Genomic DNA, 21,349 nt, shown 5'->3' with positions numbered 1-21,349 from the left:
GCAGGGAACGCGATCGTCATCGGTGCGCGCGGCGGGGACGCCGCTCTGCGCGGTCAATATGTGATGGCGGTCACTGGCATGTTCAAGGACATTAGGGCGGATCGCCGGGCCTGCCACCGGCCTGCCCGTACGAGAAATCGGCCCGCTTCTGTACTGAGCGTCCAGTTTTTACGTACAAGCGTCCAGTTCGGGGTTTGGATAACCCCGCGGACGGTGCTCGCGGGCAAGCAGCGTGACCGGAACGGGCCGCACGGGGCGGGCCGTGGGAAGGGAGTCGATGTCGGATCTGAAGGTGGTGGCCACCATCACCGCGAAGCCCGGGTCGGAAGAGATCGTGCGGGACGGCCTGTCGACGCTGGCCGCCGCCAGCCGCGGCGAGGACGGCTGCCTCGGCTACGAGTTGTACGAATCGTCAGCGGCCCCCGGCACCTTTGTCACCGTCGAGACGTGGACCGGTCAGGAGGCGCTGCAGGCGCACATGACGACGCCGCATCTGCAGGCCGCCATGGGCACGTTCGGCGCACACCTGGCGGGTGCGCCGCAGATCCACCCGTTGACGCCGATCGGGGCCTGAGTCCGGCGATCGCGCCGGGTCGCTACGGGCGGTGCCTGACCAGCAGGTCCCGCACATGGCCGGTCTCGTTCACCGACGCCACCCGCGCGTTGCCGTTGCGGGAGACCAGGATTCGGGTGATCGATGCGTAGTCGATCGGGAAGGTCAGCGGGCGGTCGAGTCCGAGCAGGCCCTGGAGGTACACGTTGATCACCCCACCGTGCGCGAACACGGCGACGGTGTTGTCGTGGTCGGCCCCCGCGACCACCCGGTTCAGGCCCTCGTGGACCCGGGACCGGAACTCCGGCTCGTCGACGAACTCGGGGAGGTGTCCGGCCAGGATGCGCGCGTAGGCGTCCGGGGCGATCGTCTTGGCCTCGTGGATCGGCACGTAGTGCGCGCGCCGGTGGTCGTACTCGGCGAGCCCCGGGTCGGCAGACACGGTGAGCCCGCGGGCCGCCGCGACCGGGGCCGCGGTCTCGAGGGCCCGTCGTTGCGGGCTGCTGACGATCGCGGAGATCGGGTACGGGGCGAGCGCGTCGGGTAGCCGTCCGGCCTGTGCGTGGCCGTCCTCGGTGAGGCCGGGATCCGCCCCGTCGGCGGAGTCGGCGGAGAGGATGCGCTCGGGCAGCGCGTGACGGATCAGCAGCAGTTGCACCCGGTCAGACTGTCATGCCCGCGATGAGCGCGGCGACCGAGGCCGGACGGTCCGCCATCATGTTGTGCCGGGCCGGTCGGAGCGACTCGAACTGGGCACCGAGCCGGTGGGCGAGCTGCTGCTGCTTGCGGACCCAGCGCCGCGACCGGCCGGAGTCGGCCGCCACGACCAAGGTCGGGGGCAGCGGACCGAGCGGGCGGAGCCGCTCCAGTTCCGCGCCCAGGTACGGGTACGCCGCGTTCTCGATCAGCGCAGCGCGCAGGTAGTCGGGGGCGGTGAAGGTCGGTCGAATCCAGTCGGCGGCACCCGGATCGGGCGCGCCGTGGGTGAGCAGGCGCACCGCCGGACCGAGCCGGCGCTGCAGGCCGCTCGCCGAGGCGCTCCTCGCGAGCGCGGCGGCCAGCCCGAACCGCCAGCGGCGGGGGAGCGCGACCGGGTGCCGGGCGGGGATGCTGGTGTCGAGCAGCACCAGCGCCGCGGCCCGCTCCGGGTACAACCGCGCGAACGCCTCGGCGTACCAGCCACCCATCGAGTGCCCCACCACCGTTGCGGGTGCGCGCACGCCGACCGCGTCGAGCACCGCGCCGATCCGGTCGGCCTCGCTGCGGACCGTCGGCGACTCACCGGAGGCGGGGCTGAGCCCGAACCCGGGCCGGTCGAACCGCACCACGGTGCAGACCCGGGTGAGCAGCGCCGCGACCGCGTCCCAGTCGAACCAGTTGCCGGCGAGGCCGCCGACGAGGACCACCGGGGGACCGGATCCCTCCACCAGCACGTGCACGGATCGGCCCCCGACCTCGACGAACGTGCCGGGTGGTTTCACGTGGAACCCTCCCGCAGCCCCCGAGACGTGTGCAGCGCCACAAAGATCAGCCAGCCGGTGGTGGCGGCAAGCTGGAGCCGCTGGGCCACCCCGAGACCCCAGACGTCGCCGCCACCGGTCGCGAAGTACAGCCACACCGTGCCCGCCAGGTAGGCGCACAGCAGCACGACACCGAACACCCGCTGACCCCGCGGCCACCGGTAGCGGAATGCGGCGGCGATGAACGCGAGGCCGGAGACCGCCGCGGACACCGCCGCGAACCAGCTCGTGACGGCGTGGAGCCGGGCGCTCTCGCTCAGGCCCGCCGCCTCCAGCGCCGCGCACTGCGCGCTCGCGTGCGCGGCGCAGCTGAGCGGCATCCGGGAATCGGCGGCGGTGCTGATCGCGAAGACGACGAGCGCCGCCCATCCGACGGTGGTGAGCGCCCGGCGCGGGCGCAGCGTCAGGCCGAGTACGCCCGCGACGGTGAGGATGATGCCCGTGCACAGGTCGCCGGTGCGGAAGACGAACCCGTAGGGCTGGTCGAGCGCCGCGAGCTCGCTGGCGAACGCCTCGGTCGGGTCGAGTCCGGTCGGGAGCACCAGTTCGAGCAGCCACGACGAGTAGAGGACCGCACCGACCACGAGCAGCGTCAGCGTCGCGATCCTGGTCCGCCGCTGCGCCCGCGGCGCCGCCGGAATCACTGCTTCGGCTTGGCCAGGGGGAAGGCGAGCGATTCCCGGATGCTGCCGCCGGTGATGAGCATGACGATCCGGTCCACACCCATCCCGATCCCGCCGGTCGGCGGCATCGCGTGTTCGAGGGCCTGCAGGAAGTCCTCGTCCAGCTCCATCGCTTCCTCGTCGCCGCCGGCCGCGAGCAGGGACTGTTCGGTGAGACGCTGCCGCTGGTCCACCGGGTCGGTGAGCTCGCTGTACGCGGTGCCCAGCTCGACGCCCCAGGCCACCAGATCCCACTTCGCGGCGACGCCGGGGATGGTGGGGTGCGGCCGCGTCAGCGGCGACATCGAGGTGGGGAAGTTCGTGTAGAAGGTGGGGAACTCGGTCTGGTCCTCCACGAGGTGCTCGTACATCTCCTGTGCGACCGCGCCCGCGTCCCAGTCGGACTGGTGCGGGATCCCGTTCTCGTCGCAGAGCCGCCGCAGCTCCTCGATGGGGGTCTCGGGGGTCACCTCCACCCCCAGCTTCTCCGCGACGGCGCCGTGCATGGTCTTGACCGGCCAGTCGCCGGAGATGTCGATCTCCACCGGTTCGCCGTCCGGCCCGGGGCGCAGCACGATCTCCCGGCCGTGCGCCGCCACCGCCGCCGCCTGGATCAGCTCCCGGCACAGCACCATCATGCGTTCGTAGTCGCTGTGCGCCTCGTACGCCTCCAGAATCGTGAACTCGGGATTGTGCTTGAAGTCCACACCCTCGTTCCGGAACACCCGGCCGATCTCGAAGACCCGCTCCATGCCCGCCACACACAGCCGCTTGAGGTAGAGCTCCGGCGCGATGCGCAGGTACAGGTCCAGGTTGTAGGCGTTGATGTGGGTGAGGAACGGCGCCGCGTTGGCGCCGCCGTGCACCTGCTGCAGGATCGGGGTCTCGACCTCCAGGAAGGAGCGCGAGGTGAGCGAGTCCCGCAGCGACTTCACCACCGCGCTGCGGGCGGTGAGCAGGTCGCGGGCCTCGGCGTTGATGGCGAGGTCCAGGTAGCGCTGGCGCACCCGGGTCTCCGGGTCGGACAGGCCCTTCCACTTGTCCGGCAGCGGGTGCAGGCACTTGCCGTTCATCCGCCATTCGGTCGCGAGCAGGGACAGCTCGCCCTTGCGGCTGCGCCCGATGGTGCCGCTCACCTCGATGAGGTCGCCGAGGTCGAAATCGGCGGTGAACTCGTCGAGCCGGTCGCCGACGGTGGTGCGGTCGAACAGCACCTGCAGGTCGCCGGACCAGTCCCGGACCTCGGCGAACGCGACGCCGCCGTAGGCGCGGATCCGCATGAGCCGCCCGGCGATCCGGACCCGGGTGCCCTCCGGGGAGGAGGCGGCCGTGGCGACGGTGTGGGTCGGCGGGTAGGCCACCGGGTACGGGTCGATGCCCGCCTCGGACATCCGGTCCAGCTTGTCCATCCGGACCCGGACCTGCTCCGGGCGACGGGGCCCGGGACTCTCGATGGCGGGTGCGGTGACGTCGTCGGGTGCACTGCCGTCCGAATGCAGCAGCCCGGCCGCCGCCACCGCCTGCGGCACCGCGACGTGGGTGCCGGTGTGCTTGCTGATGTCGCGGCGCCCGAACCGCGGCAGCGTGACGAAGCCCTCCGCCACCGCGGAGGCCATGCCCACCTTGGGCAGCACCCGACTGTCGGAGAAGCACAGGTAGCGCGGTGCCCAATCCGGTTGGTACTTCACATTGGAGCGGTACAGCGCCTCGAGCTGCCACCACTTGGAGAAGAACACCAGGATCGACCGCCACACGCGCAGCACCGGACCGGCGCCGATGCGGGCGCCCTCCTCGAAGACCGACCGGAACACGGCGAAGTTCAGCGACACCTTGTTGACGCCGAACCGGTCCGCGCCGGTGGCGAGTTCGGTCACCATCAGCTCGACGACACCGTTGGGGGCCTTCGGGTTCCGGCGCATCAGGTCGAGCGAGACCCCGGTCGGACCCCACGGCACCAGCGAGAGCATGCCGAGGACCTCGCCGTCGGCCGCGCCCTCCCCGTTCGGGCCCGCCTCGTCGACCGCCTCCACCAGCAGGCAGTCGCCGTCGGCGGGATCACCGAGTCGCCCGAGGGCCATCGAGAAGCCGCGCTCGGTCTCGGTGTCGCGCCAGGCGTCCGCTCTGGCGATCACCCGAGCCATCTCCTCCGGTGGGATGTCACGGTGACGTCGCATCCGAACGGTGATGCCCTGCTTGCGAACTCGATTGACCGCCTGGCGGACCTGACGCATCTCCCGGCCGCCCAGGTTGAACTCGCGGGTGTGCAGGATCGCTTCGTCGCCGAGCTGGAGGACGGTCAGTCCGGCACGTGCGTAGGCGGTGGCGCCGAGCTCGCTGGCACCCATCGCGGCGGGGGTCCACCCGTAGGTGGAGGCCAGGTCCAACCATGCGTCCACGGCGTGCGGCCACGCCTCCTCGTCCCCGATGGGGTCGCCGCTGGCCAGGCAGACACCGAGCTCGACCCGGTAGGTGACGGCCGCCTTGCCGCTGGGCGCGAAGACCACCGCCTTGTCGCGGCGGGTGGCGAAGTAGCCGAGCGAGTCCTCGGCACCCGAGCGGGCGAGCAGCCCGCGCAGCGCCGACTCGTCGCTGCCGGTGAGCGCGTTCGAGGACCGCTGCGACCGGAACAGGGTGATCACCGCCGCCAGCAGCGCGAGGGCGCCGAACAGCCCGAGCAGCGTGTTCACGAAACCGTGTGTGCGTCCGTCGAACTGCTCGTTGTCCACGACGACGACGCCGGCGACCCGGTTGAGGGACCAGAAGAACCGCTGATCCGACGGGAGGGTTCCCGGGAACAACTCGACCATGGCCCAGCCGAGCAGGGTGCCGACGGCGAGGCCGATGATCAGCACGCCGAGCGCCTTCCACCCCGCCCCGCGCCGGACCCTCGTATAGAACTCCGAGCGCGCGGCGATGAGCACGCCGATCACCGCGAGGTGCACGACCAGGGCCACCGCGGCGTTGATGTTGCGGTCGGCGATGGCCACGGCCAGGTTGCTGAGGGCGATCAGGACCAGGTAGATGGTGAGCAACCACCACGCGATCCGCTTGCGGCTGGCCAGCGCCGCGGCGAGCAGCCCCAGCACCAGAGCCCAGGAGATGCTGGTGTCCGGCGCGTCGAAGTAATAGTTGTCGACGTATTCGCGCGGCACCCTGACGAAATACCGCAGCACCGGCGAGATGCTCCACAGGAAGACCAGGGTTGCGTAGACGCCGATCACGAGACCGGCGATGTGAGGCACCTGCCGCAGTCGCGCATTGGTCGGTCTGCCCAGCGTCTTCGGTGCCGGATGACCCGGCTGGAGTGACGATTCGGTCGTGGTGATCGGCGTCATCTACCCAGTGTGAAGGGTTCTCTCGCCGCGTGGGGGATGATGAACATGTGCCCGCGCCCGAAGATGTACCGATCCGCGACGAGTCGATCCGCCTCGGCCAGTTTCTCAAGCTGGCGAACCTGATCGAATCGGGCGCCGACGCCAAGGCCGTCATCGCCGACGGGCTGGTCAGCGTGAACGGCGAGGAAGAGGTCCGGCGGGGCCGTCAGCTGCGCGAGGGCGACGTGGTGGAGCTCGGCGGGATCAGCGTGCGGGTGTCGCGCGAGGAGTGACGGCGCGGGGCAGATCCTGTTTCCCAACCGGTTCACTCGATCCGATCCCGAAGCGCTCGCTTGTCGACCTTGCCGACCGGGGTCGTCGGCAGCGCGGTCAGGAATTCGATCTGGTCCGGGACCTTGTACGCGGCGAGCCCGCAACCGCGAACGAATCTTCGGATGTCGATCGCGGAGGGAGCGTCGTGCTCACCGCCCGACGACACGAGGAAGGCGCAGCTCCGTTCGCCCAGGTGTAGGTCGGGTACCGAGATCACGGCGGCGTCACGGACGTCGGGATGACCGAGGAGCACCTGCTCGACCTCCGCGGCGGCAAACTTTTCACCACACCGGTTGATCTGGTCCTTGGCGCGGCCCTCCACCACGAGGTAGCCGGCCGGGGTGAGCCGAACGATGTCGCCGGTGCGGTAGTACCCGTCCTCGGTGAACGCGATGGCGTTGTGTTCCGGAGCTCGGTAATAGCCCCTGATCGTGTACGGGCCCCGCGTCTGGAGGTGGCCGGACTCACCGCGCCTGACCGGCATGCCGTCGTCGTCGACGATCCGCAGTTCGTCATCAGCGCTGATCGGGCGGCCCTGGGTGGTCACGATCGTCTCTTCGGGATCGTCGAGCCTGGTGTAGTTCACGAGGCCCTCCGACATCCCGAAGACCTGCTGCAATGTGCACCCGAGTTCCGCGATTATCCGTCGCGCCAATTGAGCATCCAGCTTCGCGCCGCCGATCTGCAGGACCCGCAGGGACGACAGGTCGTGGGCGGCGGCGCTGGGTGCGGACAGCCAGGCAACCGCCAGGGGCGGGACGAGCGCGGTCATTGTCACCGCGAACTGCTCGATCAGTCCGAACACAGTGCTGGGGAACGGATCTGGGGCAAGCACGACCTGGCCGCCGGCGTGCAGCGCGCCCAGCCATCCTGGCGAACTCATCGGGAAATTGTGCGCAGCGGGCAAGGTGATCATCATGACGGTGTCCGTGTCGATCCGGCAGATCTCGGTCGAGGCCGTGATCGAGTACAGGTAGTCGGCGTGTGTGCGCGGAATCAGTTTCGGCACACCTGTTGTGCCGCCGGACAATTGCAGCAGTGCGACATCGCCCGGCTGGACGGCAGGGAAATCCGCCGCGGGCGGATGTGTGCGCAGGCTGTCGAACGACACGAACTCCGCGGGCTCTCCTGCGACGACGACGAGGAGGGGGGCCGATGCGGAGCGCCGGATCTCCCTGGCCTGTTCGCGGTAGTCGAAGCCGGCGTGCACCGCTGGAACCAGATACGCCGCTGCGGTGCTCAACTCGACGAAGTGGGCCACCTCGCGCCGGTGGGCGGGTAGTGCGAAAACCGGAACCGCGCCCAGCCGGAAGAGTGCGAGGACGGCCTCGATGAACTCGATCTGATTGGGCAACTGGACCACAACCCGATCGCCCGCGACGATCCCATGATGGGCGAATCCGGCCGCAACCCGGGCAGTCCGCGCCGCCAGGTCGCGGTAGGTCAGGGTCAGTTCTCGACCGTGATGATCGAGCCCCCGCAACGCCGTGCGGTCACCGAATCGGTCGGATCGGCGAATCACGAACTCCTGCAGCGTCTCGTCACGCCAATAGCCCGCCGATCGGTAGCGGCGCGCACAGTGCTCGGGATATGGCACGACGCCATCTGTTCCCGCCGATGCCGCGAGATGGGTTGGGAGCATGTCGTCCTCCAAGGGTGTGCGCAACGGGCTCATGCGTGTAGTGCCGCCCCACCGTCGACGTAGACGGTCTGCATGGTGATGTGTCGGGCGTCGGAGGACAGCAGAAACTCCACCACTCCCGCAATGTCATCGGGATCAGCGATACGGCCCAAGGGAATTCCCGGCCGGAAAGCCGCCGGATCGCCGTCGATGGATGCCCTGATCATCGCGTCCCTGTCCGGATACATCGCCGCCAGCATGCCCGTGTCGGTTGATCCCGGAGCGACCATGTTCGCCCGGACCTGGCAGCCCGCGAGTTCGAGTCCGATCACTCGGGTCAGCATCTCGGCGGCCGCCTTCGAGGCGCCGTAGATGCCCATGTTCGCCCGTGGCACGCCCGCCGCGTTCGAGCCGACGATCACCATCGCGCCCGACCTCCGAGTACGCATCTTGAGCCCGGCGCACCTCGCCACGTTGAGGACCCCCATCACGTTGACGTCGAAGGTGTGGCGGCTGACGGCGGGATCCGCATCGAGGATCGCCCCGGTCTGCAGGACACCCACGGCGTGCGCCAGGGCCTCGATGGGCCCGTTGACGCGCTCGATGTCCTCGATGGCGTCGCTGACCTGACGGCTGTCGGTGACGTCCGCGACATGGGCCGTGGAGGCCTGATCCGCCGGATCCCCACGGCCATTCAAGGACTCGAGTACCCGGTCGAGGCCGTCACGGTCCTGGTCGATCAGGGCCAGCCGACGCCCGCCGGCCGCGAGGCGCAACGCGATGGCCCGGCCGATACCGTTCGCGGCGCCCGTCACCACAGCGCAGCCCTCGATTCCGCTAGGCACGGCGGCGCTCGAGCCCCCGCGCGTCGAGCGCATCGAGGATGGTGCCGAACTTCGCGGTCGTCTCGGCCAGCTCTTGGGTGGGGTCCGAGTCGGCCACGATGCCACCCCCAGCGAACGCGACCAGTGTCCGGCCGTCCGCGCTGATCTCGGCGCATCGAATGGTGACCATCCATTCGCCGTCACCGGCGGCATCGCACCAGCCGACGGCCCCGGCGTATAGGCCTCGATCGCCCTCGATATCCGCGATGGCTCCCTGCGCGGCGGTCCTCGGCGTGCCACACACCGCGGGTGTCGGGTGCATCTGTCGCGCGAGGTCCAGGGCGGTGAGTTCGGGGTCGCGCAGTTCTCCGCTGATGGCGGTGCCGAGATGCCACATCTGGGGTGTGGCGATCACGTCCGGACCCGCAGGTATCTGCAGGTTGACGCACAGCTCGGCCAGGGCGGCACGCACCGAATCGACGACGAATGCGTGTTCGCGAAGGTCCTTTCCGGATCCCCTCAGCATCCGCGCGTGCGCGCGATCCTTCAGAGGGTCCGAGCTGCGTGGGGCCGATCCGGCCAAGGGGAAGCAGCTGACGGTTCGGCCCGACCGGCGGATCAGGACCTCGGGGCTCGATCCGACGAGCACCGGGCCTGCGGTGTGCGATGTCGACAGGTCCACCAGGTAGCCGTTCGATGCGTGGTCGCGCCTGACCAGGCGGTCGAGGACGTCGATCGGGTCGATGGGAACAGTCGACTCGAGAACCAATCGCCGGGCGAGCACCACCTTTTCCAGTTCGCCGGACCGGATCATCGCGACCGCTTTGCCGACGCGCCGCGCGTGCTCGTCGGGGGTGGGTTCCGACGAGCGGATCCGCAGTGTCCCCCTGGTGGCCGGCGTGCGACCGGGGAGTGGCGAATTCCGGGAAACGGCCGAGGGTTCGATGAGGGCACAGCGGTTGCTGTGGTCGAAGGGCAACGCGCCCGCGATGATCCGAGTCGTGCCGTCGCGGAGGGCCGAGATTGCGCTGTCGGTGTCGTCGAATCGGCGGCGCACGCCTCGCGCGACGACCTTCCCGTGGGGTCGCGACAGTATGAAGACGCAGGGATCCCGGGGCTCGTCGGCGTGCCGGGCTCGTCGGTTCAGGTCGTTCGTTGGCACTGATTGCCTCCCATCGCTTCTCGATCGCGTTGTTCGTCAGAGGTGCTGGATGTGAACGGCGGTTGCCGTCGCCATGTCTCGGCGAGTAGCTGTGCGACGGCGGCGATCCGGTCGATGAAGTAGAAGTGGCCCCCGTCGAACGTGTGCAGTTCGAACCCTCCGGTTGTGTACTGCTCCCACGCGGCGACTCCATGGTCGAGTCGGATCAGCGGGTCGACGTCGCCGACCATGGCGGTGATCGGGCACGTCAATGGCTGACCCGCCAGGTACCGGTAGCCGTCCCGCGCCCGATAGTCGGCTCGGAGAGCGGGGAGGTACACGTCGAGCAGCGTGTCGTCGGCGAGAATTCGCGCATCGGTCCCGCCCAGCGCGTGGACATCGGAGCGGACATGGTGGTCGGTAGAGGCAACTGCGTTCTTCGCCAATAGATTCGGAGCCACCGAGCCCGACACGATGAGGCGTTCTACGGTGACGTTCGACTCCCGCTCCAGACGCCGGGCGACCTCGAACGCCACGATCGCGCCCATGCAGTGGCCGATCAGGGACACCGAACGCACGGGGGTGTCGCGGAGCGCGTCGACGACGTGGTCGGCGATCTCGACGAACGACTCGGCATGGGGTTCGGCAGCCCGATTCGCCCGGCCCGGATACTGCACCGCGGCGATCGGTACCCGCCCCGACAGCAGCTTCGACAGTTGAAAAGCGCTCGTGGCGGACGCGCCGCCGTGCGGAAACCAGATCATCAACCGATCGGGGCGATCGGCGGGGTGGAACACCTTCAGCCATTCGCTGTCGAAGTTCGGATCTTCGTTCATGAATTGCACTGCTTTCTCGGAGCGTCGACGAGAGTCGTTGTGCTCCCGTCTCCTGGACACCTCCAAGCGTGCGCTGTCGGCGGCCGGGAAACCATCACCGGAAGTGGTGGTGCACACCCACGAGAAGGGTGCCTTTCCCCACCCCTTGGGATGAGGCCACCGCGTTCGGAGTCGGCCCAGGAACGACCTCACACATGCGTGTGGAACGGACCCCGCCCTTGGGTGGCGCTTGCCAGTCCGAAGGGGGACGCGGCAGATCGGCTGACCGGGCGAGACTCGAAGACAACGGATTACCCGAGAATGGACTTTGGAGAGGTCGACCCTTATGTATGGAACAGTTCGCAGACATCCTCCCGGAAGTACGGACCTGCCGGCGGTACTCGTCACCGGCGCGACCGGGGTGCTCGGTTCGGCTCTGCTGGAGCTGATCACCGACCGCCCGGTGTTCGCGCTCTACCGGCGTCAGCCGGGTGCCGCGCAGGAGAACGTGACCTGGGTGCGGGGCGATACATCGGTCGCCGGCTTGGGACTGGGCGATCGGTACGCCGAGGTGGCGGATCGCATCGGCCGGGTGGTTCACCTCGCGGCCGTGGTCGACTTCAATGCGGGCAGAGGCGGGTTCGAGGCCGTCAACGCGCAGGGCACACGGAATGTCCTCGGCTTGGCCCGGAGCGCCGGTGCGGACTTCGTTCACGTGAGCTCGTCGTTCGTGGCGCGGCGGCACGCCGCGCGCCGGGTCACCGGAACGACCTGCGCTGCCGGGCGCGACGCCTACCTGCTGAGCAAGGTTGCGGGCGAGCAGGCTGTCCGGGACAGCGGCCTGAACCACGTGATTCTGCGTCCGTCCCTGATCATCGGGGATTCATCGACGGGGGCGATTGCTCGTCGGCAGGGGCTGCACACCTTCATCGGCGCCTGGGTGAAGGGGATGCTTCCCGTGTCGGTCTTGGAGGACGACACCCCGATCGACTTCGTGCCGCAGGATATTTTGGCTGCCGCTCTCTGCCGTGTGCTCGATCAGGACCTCGACGGTGGCACCTACTGGCTGACGGCGGGGAGCGAGTCCCTCACGGTATCGGAGATCATGAAAGCCGCGGTTGACGTGCGCAGCGAGTACGGATTCGCGCCCGTGGATGTTCCCTTTCTCCCGCTGGATACGGTTCAGCGCCTGATCCTTCCGGCGTTCCGGGACACGTTTGGAACGCGGAACATGCTGCTCTTCGAGAACATGGTGGCATTGAGTTCGGTGCACACGGCCGATCGCTTCCGCTCGGACCTCGGGTCGGGCCTGTTTCACGGTGTGATGGCGCCCGGTTCACTTGCCAGGCAAGCAGTGGAACGCACCGTGGAGCGCTATTTTGTGCCCGCGAAGGTCAAGTGCCGGGTCGCCGCATGAATCACGTGGACCGACGCCAGGTGGTGGACGACTACCGCGGGTACCTGGGGGCCGGCCGCGCCCGCCTCGCCGAGTTCATGTCGGTGCCGGTGGAGATCGAGGCACACGGCGCGATCGTGCGGACCTCTGACGGACGCGAACTGATCGACTGCGGGGGGTACGCGGTCTTTCTCCTGGGGCATACGCACCCGGCCGTGGTGGAGGCGGTGTCCCGGCAGCTGCACACGAATCCCCTCGCCACCCGGTTGTTGCTGGATCCCCTTCACGCGGGGGCTGCGAGAGCACTGTGTGGCATCGCTCCCGAGGGCCTCGACAAGGTGTTCTTCACCAATTCCGGCGCGGAGGCGACCGAACTCGCGATCAAGCTCGCGAGAGCCAACGGCAAGACCGCACTCATGACCATGCGACGTGGATTTCACGGCAAGACCCTGGGTGCCCTGTCCGTGACCGCCAACGATCGCTACCAGTCGATCTTCCGTCCGTTGTTCGACGTGGACGTCATCGACTTCGGCGACCTGACCGCGCTCGAGCAGCAGCTTCGGCAGTGTGCAGGCAGGGGAGCGTTGTTCGTGGAGCCGATCCAGGGCGAGGGAGGCGTCGTGATACCTCCGCCCGGCTATCTGAGCGCGGTCGCCGACCTCTGCGCACAGTTCGGGGCGCTGCTCATAGTCGATGAGATCCAGACCGGGCTCGGTCGCTGCGGGTCGATGTGGGCCCACCAGCCCGAGGTGTCCCGCCCCGACATTCTGCTCGTCGGAAAGGCGCTGTCGGGCGGCGTGGTGCCCGTCGCGGCGGTGCTGGCCACCGACGAGGTGTTTCGGCCCATCGGCGACGATCCGACACTGCATACTTCGACCTTCGGTGGGTCCCCATTGGCATCGGCGGCGGTCATCGCGACGGTGAACACACTTGTGGCAGACCGAATTCCGGAGCACGCGGAGGAAGTCGGCACCAGGATGCTCACCGGCCTCCGGGAGGCTTGCCGGCCGTGGATGGACTCCTTGGTTCGCGAGGTCAGGGGACGTGGCCTGCTGATCGGGATCGAATTCGAGCGTCCGGATCTTGTCGCAGAGGTGGGCTCAGTGCTCCTCTCGCACGGGGTGATCGTGAACCACTCGCTCAACAATCACGGCGTCCTTCGGCTGACACCACCCGCCGTCATCACGCGAGCTGAAGAACGTGCGGTTGTCGCAGCGTTCGAAAAGGCCTTGATCGAGGTTTCCGGCACAGTGTCCTAGGGGTCACGACCAAGATTCAAACAAGACGATACGTCTCGTCTTGACAAGCGGGTCGACATGATGCAGAGTCTTACCCATCAACGAGACGCAACGTCTCGTTCCAGAAGTGGAGGAGCGTCTATGACCCGCGCACACACCGGCAGCGCCGTTCCGGCCTCGACCAGTTCGGCCTGGACAGGAATGGTCACCGTCGACGACACCGCGCTCGCGGTGACCGACACCGGCGGCACCGGCCCGACCATCGTCTACCTCAACGGCGCCTACGCCGACCAGTCGCACTGGCGGCCGGTGATCGCCGAACTCGGAAGCGGCTTCCGGCACATCACCTTCGACGAACGGGCCCGGGGCAAGTCGAGGACCTCGGCCGACTACTCCTTCGAGGCGTGTGTGCGTGATGTCGACGCCGTCCTGGCCGCCCGCGGGGTGACCGGCCGGCCGATCCTGGTGGGCTGGTCCTACGGTGCGACGACCGCGGTGCACTGGGCCGAACGAAACCCCGGCCGCCCCCTGGGTGTGGTGTGCGTGGACGGTGCGATGCCCTACGGCCTGACCGGCGAGGAAGGTCGCGAACGAATCCGAAAGCTGTTCCGCCGCATGCGCTTCATCCTCCCGCTTGCCCGCCCGCTGGGCATGGCCGCGCGGATGAGCGCCGATGAGCACGCCGAGGTCAATATCGAGATCAACGAGCTGGTCGCCGCCATCGCACCGGTGCTCGACCGGGTCGTCGACCCGGTGCGATACGTGCTCGCCACGGGTGCGAATCTCGGTGGCGGTCAGGAGGAGATGGAGGCCGTGCGCGCATCGCTCGACCCGGTGCTCGCCCGCAATCCGAACATCACGGTGAGCGCGAAGGTCCCGAGCAACCACTCCAAGATCCTCCGCAAGGACTTCCGCGCGGTCGCCGAGGCCATCCGCGAAACGGTCATGGAAGCATCGGCCTGAAGAACTTCCGATCCACACGAAAGGAACTCCGTTGTCCAGAACTTGGTTCATCACCGGCGCCAATCGCGGTCTTGGCCGAGCGTTCACCGTGGCGGCGCTGGCCTCCGGCGACACCGTTGTCGCGACCGCCCGCGATCCGCACACCATGTCCGACCTCACCGACGAGCGACTCACGGTGCTGCCACTGGACGTGCGCGACCGCGATCAGGTATTCGCCACGGTGGCCAAGGCTTTCGACGTCACCGGCCGCGTCGACGTGCTTGTCAACAATGCGGGCTACGGTCTCGTCGGCGCGCTCGAGGAGCTGACCGAAACCCAGATCCGCGACCAGATGGACACCAATTTCTACGGCGCCCTGTGGGTTTCGCAGGCCGCGCTACCCCACCTGCGCGCGCAGGCCTCCGGTCACATCGTGCAGATCTCGACGGTCGGCGCGGTCGGCTCCCTGCCACTGTTCAGCATGTACAACGCCAGCAAGTGGGCCCTGGAGGGCTTCAGCGCCTCCCTCGCCGACGAGTTGCGCCCCTTCGGCATCAAGGTCACCCTCGCCCAGATGGGCGGCTTCGACACCGACTGGGCCAAGTCGAGCATGAAGTTCGCCGAGGGCATCCCGGTGTACTCGGCTGTCCGCGAGTCCATTCTCGGCATGCGGGACTACCCGGACATGGCGGCTCTGCCGTCGACCGAAGCCTCGAGCGAGCCGGCCGAACCGGCCGCCGAGGGCGAATGGGTGGAAGCCGCACCGGAAGTCGCCGCCGCCGGCCTGCTCGACCTGGTGAGCGACCCGAACCCGCCGCTGCGCAAGATCATCGGCCCGGGCGCGCACCAGATGGTCGCCATGGCACTCGACGCCCGCCGCCAGGACTACATCACCGACCCCGAATTCACCTGGCCCGGCTGATCGGTCAGCGGTGCTCCCCGATGATCGACCGGGTGGTCTGGACCCGGGCACCCCGGATACAGTCCACCCGGGCGATCAGTTCCAGGGCAGTCACGAGCGGTCTCCGCTTTCGGATCTCAGGAGGAATTTTGACACGTGAACTCGTCTACACCGGCTTCATGTCGCTCGACGGCGTCGTGGACTCACCGGGTGGCAAGGAGGAGGGGCACCGCAGCGGCGGCTGGGTGATGGACACGGAGTTCGTACCCGAGGCCTACTCGCTCAAGGGCGAAGAACTCGCCGAGACGACCGCGCTGATGTTCGGCCGGCGCAGCTATGAGGCGTTCGCCCCGTTCTGGCGCGACTCCGCCGATCACGCCGCGTACAAGGAACTTCCCAAGTACGTGGTGTCGACCAGCCTCACCGACGATGCAGTACTCGAGGGCTGGGGTCCGACCACGATTCTGCGGTCGATCGAGGACATCGCCTCGCTGAAGCAGAGCGAGGGTGGCGCCATCTTCATCCACGGCAGCGCCGAGCTGGCCCGGCGTCTGTCGGACGCCGATCTGATCGACCGGTACAACCTGCTGGTGTTCCCGGTGCTGCTGGGCGAGGGTAAGAGCCTGTTCAACAGGGCCGACCGGGACAAGCAGCAGCTGCGCCTGCGCGATTCCGCGACCTACTCCAACGGAGTGGCCAAGCTCGTCTACGACGTCGTGCGCTGAGCAACACCGCGGCAGATCGGGCGCGCCGGATCTGCCGCGGTTGCCTCGGCTATCGCGTCGTTCCGTTCTCGAGCATCCTCTGAAGCCAGCGATCGAGGACCTCGGGCGGTCGCGAAGTGCGAACTGCCAAGTGGCCGTCGGGGCGGACCAGCATCACCTCTGACGAGGCGGGGATCCGGTTCTCCATCGGCGTCAACGGCACGACCGCGCCCTGACCAAGCCGGGTGCGCGCCCTGTCGGCGTACCGCTCGGCCGTGTCGGCATCCGTCGCCACAACCGCCCAGCGGCCATCGAGAACATCATGCAGCGCGCCCCCGCCGCCCAGCCGCAGATTCGGCACGCGATCTCCGGGGATCGGTCCCCGGTCGACAACCCGCCGGGAGCCGAGTGGGCCGCGCCGATAGCTGACGCTCATCTGGGACACGGACGATGCAATTCGATCCTGAACGAACCTGCGTCCCGCCAACAGTGAGAGCACTCCGGTTCGCAGCCAGTCGGCGAGAGGGTTGCGCGACAGGGTGGCGCGAGTGGCGGCGCCCGTTGCCGCAACGGACGCTCGCGCGACTGGGCGTCGCTCGGCCGCGTACGTATCGAGCAGTGCCTCGCTCGCCCGTCCGGAAGAAACGAGGGCAAGCTTCCATGCCAGGTTCTCCGCATCGCCGATACCGGTGTTCATGCCTTGGCCCCCGATCGGGCTGTGGATATGTGCGGCATCCCCGGCTATCAGCATTCGGCCGCGGCGATACCGATCGGCAAGCCGCTGACGGATGCGGAAGCTCGTGGCCCACTGCACACTCTTGAAGGAAAGGTCGGTCATCTGGGTGCGGCGCGTGACGGCGCCGCCCAGAAACTCGAGAACTTCTTGTTCGGATGGCTCGGACGTCCGGTCGAGGGGCGCGTCGGCGGCCAACCGCCACAAATCCTGCCGGCCGGCGCTGGGCAGCGGAAAGGCGTGTACCACTCCCTCGTTGTGCATCCACATCGAGTAGGTGCCGTGATCGGCCGAGGTGTTCACATACGCGTCGGCCATCCAGAATCGTTCAACTCGAGCTGTGCCCCGGAACTCAATGTCCGCGGACCTGCGCACAATGCTGTGAGCCCCGTCGCAGCCGACCAGCCAATCGCTGCGGAGTCGTTCTCCGGAACTGAGTTCGACCCAGGTTCCGGTCGAATCCTGTGAGGCAGCCACGACGGCGGTTGCCCACTCGATCACACCCCCTAGCTGCGCGAACCGCCTGCGCAAGGAGGCCTCGATGGGCGCCTGGGACACCAACATGAGCGGGCCGTAGCCGGCTTGGTGAAAGATCTCGTCCACGTCGAACGACAGGACCTCGCGCCGATCCGTGTTGATACACATTCGCTGCATCGCGAGTGCCTCCTCGGGCAGGGTCCCCAGTGCCCCGATCCGGCGAAGCACCTCTGCCCCGCGCGGTTGCAGTCCGATCGCCCGCGACGTGGTTGTCGGTCCGGGGGCCGCGTCCACAATCCGGACCTCGACGCCCCGCATCAGTAGGCCACAGGCCAGCGTCAGACCGGTGGGACCCGCTCCTACGATCGTGACTGACATACCGGCCTCCCAATTCTGCAGTCCCACATGGTCTATGCCGCCCTTTCGGGTTGATCTGACGAAGCCCCGCGTCGGTCGATCATCGCGACGATCCGCTCGGCGGAATGCACAGCGCCGCACCGACCGGCGATGTATGTCATCGCCGCGATGTGGTCGGCTTCGCTGAAGTCGGCAACGCCGTCGAAGGCCAGGAAGGGCTGGATGTCGTGCATGAAGGCGTCCATTGTCGTTGCAAGGCAGCCGATGTGGGCGTACACGCCGGTGACGATCAGCTGATTGCGCCCCCAGCGCCGCATCTGTTGGAGCAGGTCGGTCTTGGCGAACGCGCTGTACCGCCATTTGGTGAGGGTCACGTCCTGCGGCGCGGGTGCGAGTGCGTCGACGATCGCGGTGTCGGCCGGCTCGCCGGACAGCCCGGCTCCCCAGAAGTCCGTGAGGAGCGCGCGTTGTCCCGGTGATTGATCTCCCGGCTGCGCGGAATACACCACCGGCACACCCGCCGAATGTGCGGCCCTTCGCAGCGATGTGATGTTCGAGATCACGGCGGCCACCGGATCCGAGTCTCGGTCGAATGCGCGGATGAAGTACTCCTGCATGTCGTGGATCAGAAGCACGGCTGCCGCGGGGTCGACTTCCCAGCGGGCGCGGTTGACGGGCCCGCTGGCCGGGATGTCGTATGCAACCGACTTCGGGAGTGCCACTATCGTGCCCTTGTTTGTGCTGGTGCCGGGGCGCTTTCGGATGATCCACCGGCGATGACCGCGAGCCAGTCGGACAGCAGGTAGACGGTGGCCAACGCGGCGATGTCCGCGCGGGCGTCGAGTGCTCGCCATCGTTCGACCAGGCTGATCAGCCGGATCGAGTCCATTCCGAAGTCCAGTAGGTTCGAATCGTCGGATAGTTCGGCGGGGCCGATTTCGAGGATGTCCGCAATGTCTGCGATGACGCGGTCTGGGGTGAGGGTTATGGTCATGCCGTCCTCCGAGACTCGGTCAGGGCGGTGAGGAGTTCATCCATCGCGTCCTCGAGTGCCCGAGCGGCAACCGGGTTGAGCATCTCGGCGAGGCTGGGCATGCCCAGGTCGAACTCGGTGTACACCTCGACGAGCACGTTGTTGCCAGCGCCGCTGACCTGCCAATAGCCCTCGAACGAGGCGAGGTCGCCGTGGAGTTGGCGGAACCCGTAGCGCAAATGCCGGTCGTCGAAGTCGTCGGCTTCGGTCCAGCGCATGATTCCGCCGCGGAACAGCACCTCCCATTCGCTGTTGATGGAACCGTCGGTGGCGGTGGTCATTTCCACGCTTCGCACCATCGAGGACCGTTGCGGGAGCTTTTCGATGTCGCGCAGCTGCGCGAAGACCGCTTCGGGCGTGGAGGCGGTGATGGTCCGGCTGATGAGTACGTTCGGCATGAATCCGTCTGCTTTCTCCGGGGTGTCGACGAGAGTCGTCGCTCCCGTTCGGTGAACACCTCCAAGCCTGCGCGGTCGGAGGCCGGGATTCCATCACCGACAGAGGTGGCTCGGACCACCGGCACGGGTGCCCTTCCTCATCCCTTGGGATGAGTCACCCACCGTGCCCGGGAACTGCCGACAGCAGGGCTTCACGCCAAATATGCAGTTATGGTTCAGTTTTCGAGCAAGCTCCCGAACTTTGGATACGGGTCAGGCCAGGTAGGGCACCAGTGCCTTGCGGTCGGTCGGGTAGTCGTCGAATTTCTCGCGGTACCACTTGTGGGTGGCGATGGCCCGGGGAATCAGGTTGCCCGCGGTGATCAGGAAGATGACGACGCCCGCCAGCGACCACGTCAGCAGCGCGAAACCGGCCCAGGCGATCAGCTCGCCGAGGTACGCCGGGCTGGTGACGAACCGGAACCCGCCGCCGTACGGGATCTTGTACTCGGTCGCGCCCGGGTTCTTCTTGTCGCGCAGGTTGCGCACGATCGACTCGGACGAGACCAGCAACGCGAACCCGGACAGGTAGATGACCACGCCGATCAGGAAGCGGGGATCGGTCAGCCACGCGGTCCCGTACTGGCCCAGGTAGTCGTGGCTGAAGAAGGCGCCGTTGAGGTAGCCGTGCATGCAGGTCACCAGCATGCCCATGCCGATCACCGAGACGTTGAAGGTGCTGCGCTTGCCCGGGACCTGTCTGATCGAGAGCGGGAAGAACCAGCCGCGGTTCGCGTAGTGCAGCAGCCAGATCCCGGCGAGGACGAGCGAGGTGGGCTCGAACCGGTTCGGGCCGGTCAGGAAGAAGACGGCGAACACCACCGTTGCCGGGATCTCCATCAACCACCAGCCGAGCTTCGGGTTGAGGTTGAACCCGAGGTTCGTCGAGCTGAATCGGCCGTACGAACTCTGGGCGAAGAAGCCGCCGACGATCACGAATGCGGCGAAGGCGAAGGCGATCGTCAGGACGGTGTCGTAGACCGTGTTCCCGGTGTACCAGTGCATCGAGGTCCTTCATCGTGCGAGCGGCCGGCTCGGCCACGTCGAGGCGGCGCCGCCGGATGCGACGCTCAAACTGGAACACGTTCTACCACGTCTCGTCGCTGTCCGCTGCGCTATCGAGCGATCGGTGCTCCCGCGACAGGCCCTGGCAATGGCTTGGTTTGGCCACGAAGACGAGGCGGGACGCGCCATTCGGAGGCGCGCCCCGCTCACCGTCGACGGTCGAAACTGAACGCAGGCCGGGCCCTACTGGGCGTACTGCTGCTCGAACTCGGCGGTGGGTGCGGTCGGGGTGATGACGTCGATCAGGACGCCACCGGGGGCGGCGATGATGAAGTGCCGCTGCCCGAAGTCCTCCGTGCGGATGTCGAGCACCGCGGGGTGGCGTCCGAGCGTCACGAGGCGCTCGTACTCGGCGTCCACATCGTCGACCTCGAAATTGAGGATCAGGCCCTGCGCGCGCGAGCGGTACCCGTCGGGGATGGTCTCGTGGGTGTGGTCGAGGATCGCGAGCTCGACGCCGGGTTCGCGTCGAAGGCTTACGTACCAATCGGATTCGAACGTCGACTCGAAGTCGAACCAGCGCCGGAAGAAGTCCGCCGATTCGCCGACGGCATCCGTGCAGATCACCGGGTAGAAGCTCGTGTCGGCCATGAAGGCCTCCCCTCAAGTTAGATACGTACGCAATGTATGTGTCTGAACCACCATACGCATACACTGCGTCTGTATCAATGGGTCACCGAAGGGGTCGGATTGAGTCCGTCGAAGAAGGAGCAGACCGCGACGACGACACGAGCCCTGCTCGCGGTCGCCGCTGAGATGTTCGCCGACCGCGGGTACGGCGCGGTGGGACTCGACGACGTCGCACGGCAATCCGGGCTCACGCGAGGTGCGGTCTACCACCATTTCGGCAGTAAGGCCGGACTGTTCGACGCCGTGGTGGAACAGGTGCAGCGCGAGGTCGCGGAGCGTGTGAGTGACGCCGCGGCCGGGGCTGGGACGCTGTGGGACGCGCTCGTCGAGGGCTGCCACGAGTTCGTCCGGGCCGGCTCGGACCGCCGGGTCCATCGGATCATGTTGATCGACGCACCGGCCGTGCTCGGCTGGCAACGCTGGCGGGAGCTCGACGCGGCCAACTCGGGCCGGCTGCTGCAGGAGGTGCTCGGCGAGTTGCAGGCGGAGGGCACGATCGCTCCCGGACTCGCCGCGCCGGCCGCACACCTGCTGTCCGGTGCGATGAACGAGGCGGTGCTCTGGGTGGCGGAGTCGGAGGCACCCGATCGGGACCGGATCTCGGCGCTGGCGACGCTCGACCGTCTGCTGGGCTCCCTGCGCCACGGCTGACC

At 67.8% G+C, this 21,349-nt stretch carries 22 protein-coding genes; 8 read left to right on the top strand and 14 right to left on the bottom strand.

Annotated elements, in window-relative coordinates; all coding sequences use genetic code 11:
- Positions 1 to 277 precede the first annotated feature (277 nt).
- Positions 278 to 574 carry a putative quinol monooxygenase gene (locus ACFQS9_RS10555; RefSeq protein ID WP_378404281.1) on the top strand — a complete coding sequence of 99 codons (297 nt, stop codon included), beginning with the start codon at positions 278 to 280 and terminating at the stop codon, positions 572 to 574.
- 22 nt (positions 575 to 596) lie between these two features.
- Here the strand turns inward: ACFQS9_RS10555 and ACFQS9_RS10550 are convergent, their stop codons facing one another.
- The 4 genes from ACFQS9_RS10550 to lysX are packed head-to-tail and all read right to left on the bottom strand — an operon-like array spanning position 597 to position 6,070.
- Positions 597 to 1,211 carry a histidine phosphatase family protein gene (locus tag ACFQS9_RS10550; RefSeq protein WP_378404279.1) on the bottom strand — a complete coding sequence of 205 codons (615 nt, stop codon included), beginning with the start codon at positions 1,209 to 1,211 and terminating at the stop codon, positions 597 to 599.
- A gap of 4 nt (positions 1,212 to 1,215) precedes the next feature.
- Positions 1,216 to 2,034 (bottom strand): alpha/beta fold hydrolase, encoded by an 819-nt coding sequence (locus tag ACFQS9_RS10545; RefSeq protein ID WP_378404277.1) that lies wholly within the window; start codon positions 2,032 to 2,034, stop codon positions 1,216 to 1,218.
- The gene (locus ACFQS9_RS10540) at positions 2,031 to 2,717 is read right to left on the bottom strand and encodes a DUF998 domain-containing protein (protein ID WP_378404275.1); all 687 of its coding nucleotides are present in this window, start codon (positions 2,715 to 2,717) and stop codon (positions 2,031 to 2,033) included. The genes ACFQS9_RS10545 and ACFQS9_RS10540 overlap by 4 nt, the downstream gene beginning before the upstream one ends.
- Positions 2,714 to 6,070: a bifunctional lysylphosphatidylglycerol synthetase/lysine--tRNA ligase LysX gene (gene lysX / locus ACFQS9_RS10535; RefSeq protein ID WP_378404273.1), complete on the bottom strand. Its 3,357-nt coding sequence runs from the start codon at positions 6,068 to 6,070 to the stop codon at positions 2,714 to 2,716. Before lysX ends, ACFQS9_RS10540 begins: the two co-directional genes overlap by 4 nt.
- A gap of 47 nt (positions 6,071 to 6,117) precedes the next feature.
- Between lysX and ACFQS9_RS10530 the strand changes: the two genes are divergently transcribed.
- On the top strand, positions 6,118 to 6,342 hold the full coding sequence (locus ACFQS9_RS10530) for an RNA-binding S4 domain-containing protein (RefSeq protein ID WP_378404271.1): 225 nt from the start codon (positions 6,118 to 6,120) through the stop codon (positions 6,340 to 6,342).
- 32 nt (positions 6,343 to 6,374) lie between these two features.
- Here ACFQS9_RS10530 and ACFQS9_RS10525 read toward each other — a convergent pair whose 3' ends face one another.
- The 4 genes from ACFQS9_RS10525 to ACFQS9_RS10510 all read right to left on the bottom strand — a co-directional run bounded on the left by ACFQS9_RS10525 (position 6,375) and on the right by ACFQS9_RS10510 (position 10,804).
- Positions 6,375 to 8,024: a (2,3-dihydroxybenzoyl)adenylate synthase gene (locus ACFQS9_RS10525; RefSeq protein WP_378404270.1), complete on the bottom strand. Its 1,650-nt coding sequence runs from the start codon at positions 8,022 to 8,024 to the stop codon at positions 6,375 to 6,377.
- A gap of 29 nt (positions 8,025 to 8,053) precedes the next feature.
- Positions 8,054 to 8,881 (bottom strand): SDR family oxidoreductase, encoded by an 828-nt coding sequence (locus ACFQS9_RS10520; RefSeq protein ID WP_378404268.1) that lies wholly within the window; start codon positions 8,879 to 8,881, stop codon positions 8,054 to 8,056.
- A complete protein-coding gene (locus tag ACFQS9_RS10515) occupies positions 8,841 to 9,884 on the bottom strand; it encodes an isochorismate synthase (protein WP_378404266.1) in 1,044 nt (347 codons plus the stop codon). Before ACFQS9_RS10515 ends, ACFQS9_RS10520 begins: the two co-directional genes overlap by 41 nt.
- 86 nt (positions 9,885 to 9,970) lie before the next feature.
- Positions 9,971 to 10,804: a thioesterase II family protein gene (locus ACFQS9_RS10510; protein WP_378404264.1), complete on the bottom strand. Its 834-nt coding sequence runs from the start codon at positions 10,802 to 10,804 to the stop codon at positions 9,971 to 9,973.
- A 325-nt stretch (positions 10,805 to 11,129) separates the two neighbouring features.
- On the opposite strand from ACFQS9_RS10510, the gene ACFQS9_RS10505 reads away from it, so the two are divergent.
- From ACFQS9_RS10505 to ACFQS9_RS10485, 5 genes are all read left to right on the top strand, one after another.
- Positions 11,130 to 12,200 carry an SDR family oxidoreductase gene (locus ACFQS9_RS10505; protein WP_378404609.1) on the top strand — a complete coding sequence of 357 codons (1,071 nt, stop codon included), beginning with the start codon at positions 11,130 to 11,132 and terminating at the stop codon, positions 12,198 to 12,200.
- Entirely contained in the window at positions 12,197 to 13,438 is a 1,242-nt protein-coding gene (locus tag ACFQS9_RS10500; protein ID WP_378404262.1) for an aspartate aminotransferase family protein, read from the top strand. Before ACFQS9_RS10505 ends, ACFQS9_RS10500 begins: the two co-directional genes overlap by 4 nt.
- Positions 13,439 to 13,558: 120 nt before the next feature.
- Positions 13,559 to 14,380 carry an alpha/beta fold hydrolase gene (locus ACFQS9_RS10495; protein WP_378404260.1) on the top strand — a complete coding sequence of 274 codons (822 nt, stop codon included), beginning with the start codon at positions 13,559 to 13,561 and terminating at the stop codon, positions 14,378 to 14,380.
- A 31-nt stretch (positions 14,381 to 14,411) separates the two neighbouring features.
- Entirely contained in the window at positions 14,412 to 15,281 is an 870-nt protein-coding gene (locus ACFQS9_RS10490) for an SDR family NAD(P)-dependent oxidoreductase (protein WP_378404258.1), read from the top strand.
- Positions 15,282 to 15,409: 128 nt separating this feature from the next.
- Positions 15,410 to 15,985, top strand: coding sequence for a dihydrofolate reductase family protein (locus ACFQS9_RS10485; protein ID WP_378404256.1), 576 nt, complete (start codon positions 15,410 to 15,412; stop codon positions 15,983 to 15,985).
- A gap of 49 nt (positions 15,986 to 16,034) precedes the next feature.
- Here ACFQS9_RS10485 and ACFQS9_RS10480 read toward each other — a convergent pair whose 3' ends face one another.
- From ACFQS9_RS10480 to ACFQS9_RS10455, 6 genes are all read right to left on the bottom strand, one after another.
- Positions 16,035 to 17,552, bottom strand: coding sequence for an FAD-dependent monooxygenase (locus ACFQS9_RS10480; protein ID WP_378404607.1), 1,518 nt, complete (start codon positions 17,550 to 17,552; stop codon positions 16,035 to 16,037).
- Positions 17,553 to 17,584: 32 nt separating this feature from the next.
- Entirely contained in the window at positions 17,585 to 18,253 is a 669-nt protein-coding gene (locus ACFQS9_RS10475; protein ID WP_378404254.1) for an isochorismatase family protein, read from the bottom strand.
- Positions 18,253 to 18,525 (bottom strand): phosphopantetheine-binding protein, encoded by a 273-nt coding sequence (locus ACFQS9_RS10470; RefSeq protein ID WP_378404252.1) that lies wholly within the window; start codon positions 18,523 to 18,525, stop codon positions 18,253 to 18,255. The genes ACFQS9_RS10475 and ACFQS9_RS10470 overlap by 1 nt, the downstream gene beginning before the upstream one ends.
- Entirely contained in the window at positions 18,522 to 18,962 is a 441-nt protein-coding gene (locus ACFQS9_RS10465) for a type II toxin-antitoxin system RatA family toxin (protein WP_378404250.1), read from the bottom strand. Before ACFQS9_RS10465 ends, ACFQS9_RS10470 begins: the two co-directional genes overlap by 4 nt.
- A 252-nt stretch (positions 18,963 to 19,214) precedes the next feature.
- Positions 19,215 to 20,006 carry a phosphatidylethanolamine N-methyltransferase family domain-containing protein gene (locus tag ACFQS9_RS10460; RefSeq protein ID WP_378404248.1) on the bottom strand — a complete coding sequence of 264 codons (792 nt, stop codon included), beginning with the start codon at positions 20,004 to 20,006 and terminating at the stop codon, positions 19,215 to 19,217.
- Positions 20,007 to 20,249: 243 nt separating this feature from the next.
- Positions 20,250 to 20,657 (bottom strand): VOC family protein, encoded by a 408-nt coding sequence (locus ACFQS9_RS10455; protein WP_378404246.1) that lies wholly within the window; start codon positions 20,655 to 20,657, stop codon positions 20,250 to 20,252.
- Between the two features lie 99 nt (positions 20,658 to 20,756).
- Here ACFQS9_RS10455 and ACFQS9_RS10450 point away from each other — a divergent pair, with 99 nt between their 5' ends.
- Positions 20,757 to 21,347, top strand: a complete 591-nt coding sequence (locus tag ACFQS9_RS10450; RefSeq protein ID WP_378404244.1) for a TetR/AcrR family transcriptional regulator — start codon at positions 20,757 to 20,759, stop codon at positions 21,345 to 21,347.
- Positions 21,348 to 21,349 lie beyond the last annotated feature (2 nt).

Source organism: Rhodococcus daqingensis (assembly GCF_042665615.1).
GTDB lineage: Bacteria > Actinomycetota > Actinomycetes > Mycobacteriales > Mycobacteriaceae > Rhodococcus_G > Rhodococcus_G daqingensis.
Note: the sequence above shows the minus strand (reverse complement) of the source record. Positions and strands in the feature narration are given on the sequence as shown.

What these genes read in the sequence shown, in the direction of transcription:
- ACFQS9_RS10555 (WP_378404281.1), top strand. Translation starts at nt 278, where the DNA reads ATGTCGGATCTGAAGGTGGTGGCCACCATCACCGCGAAGCCCGGGTCG.
- lysX (WP_378404273.1), bottom strand. Translation starts at nt 6,070, where the DNA reads ATGACGCCGATCACCACGACCGAATCGTCACTCCAGCCGGGTCATCCG.
- ACFQS9_RS10525 (WP_378404270.1), bottom strand. Translation starts at nt 8,024, where the DNA reads ATGCTCCCAACCCATCTCGCGGCATCGGCGGGAACAGATGGCGTCGTG.
- ACFQS9_RS10520 (WP_378404268.1), bottom strand. Translation starts at nt 8,881, where the DNA reads ATGCGCTCGACGCGCGGGGGCTCGAGCGCCGCCGTGCCTAGCGGAATC.
- ACFQS9_RS10510 (WP_378404264.1), bottom strand. Translation starts at nt 10,804, where the DNA reads ATGAACGAAGATCCGAACTTCGACAGCGAATGGCTGAAGGTGTTCCAC.
- ACFQS9_RS10505 (WP_378404609.1), top strand. Translation starts at nt 11,130, where the DNA reads ATGTATGGAACAGTTCGCAGACATCCTCCCGGAAGTACGGACCTGCCG.
- ACFQS9_RS10500 (WP_378404262.1), top strand. Translation starts at nt 12,197, where the DNA reads ATGAATCACGTGGACCGACGCCAGGTGGTGGACGACTACCGCGGGTAC.
- ACFQS9_RS10495 (WP_378404260.1), top strand. Translation starts at nt 13,559, where the DNA reads ATGACCCGCGCACACACCGGCAGCGCCGTTCCGGCCTCGACCAGTTCG.
- ACFQS9_RS10480 (WP_378404607.1), bottom strand. Translation starts at nt 17,552, where the DNA reads ATGTCAGTCACGATCGTAGGAGCGGGTCCCACCGGTCTGACGCTGGCC.
- ACFQS9_RS10470 (WP_378404252.1), bottom strand. Translation starts at nt 18,525, where the DNA reads ATGACCATAACCCTCACCCCAGACCGCGTCATCGCAGACATTGCGGAC.
- ACFQS9_RS10465 (WP_378404250.1), bottom strand. Translation starts at nt 18,962, where the DNA reads ATGCCGAACGTACTCATCAGCCGGACCATCACCGCCTCCACGCCCGAA.
- ACFQS9_RS10460 (WP_378404248.1), bottom strand. Translation starts at nt 20,006, where the DNA reads ATGCACTGGTACACCGGGAACACGGTCTACGACACCGTCCTGACGATC.
- ACFQS9_RS10455 (WP_378404246.1), bottom strand. Translation starts at nt 20,657, where the DNA reads ATGGCCGACACGAGCTTCTACCCGGTGATCTGCACGGATGCCGTCGGC.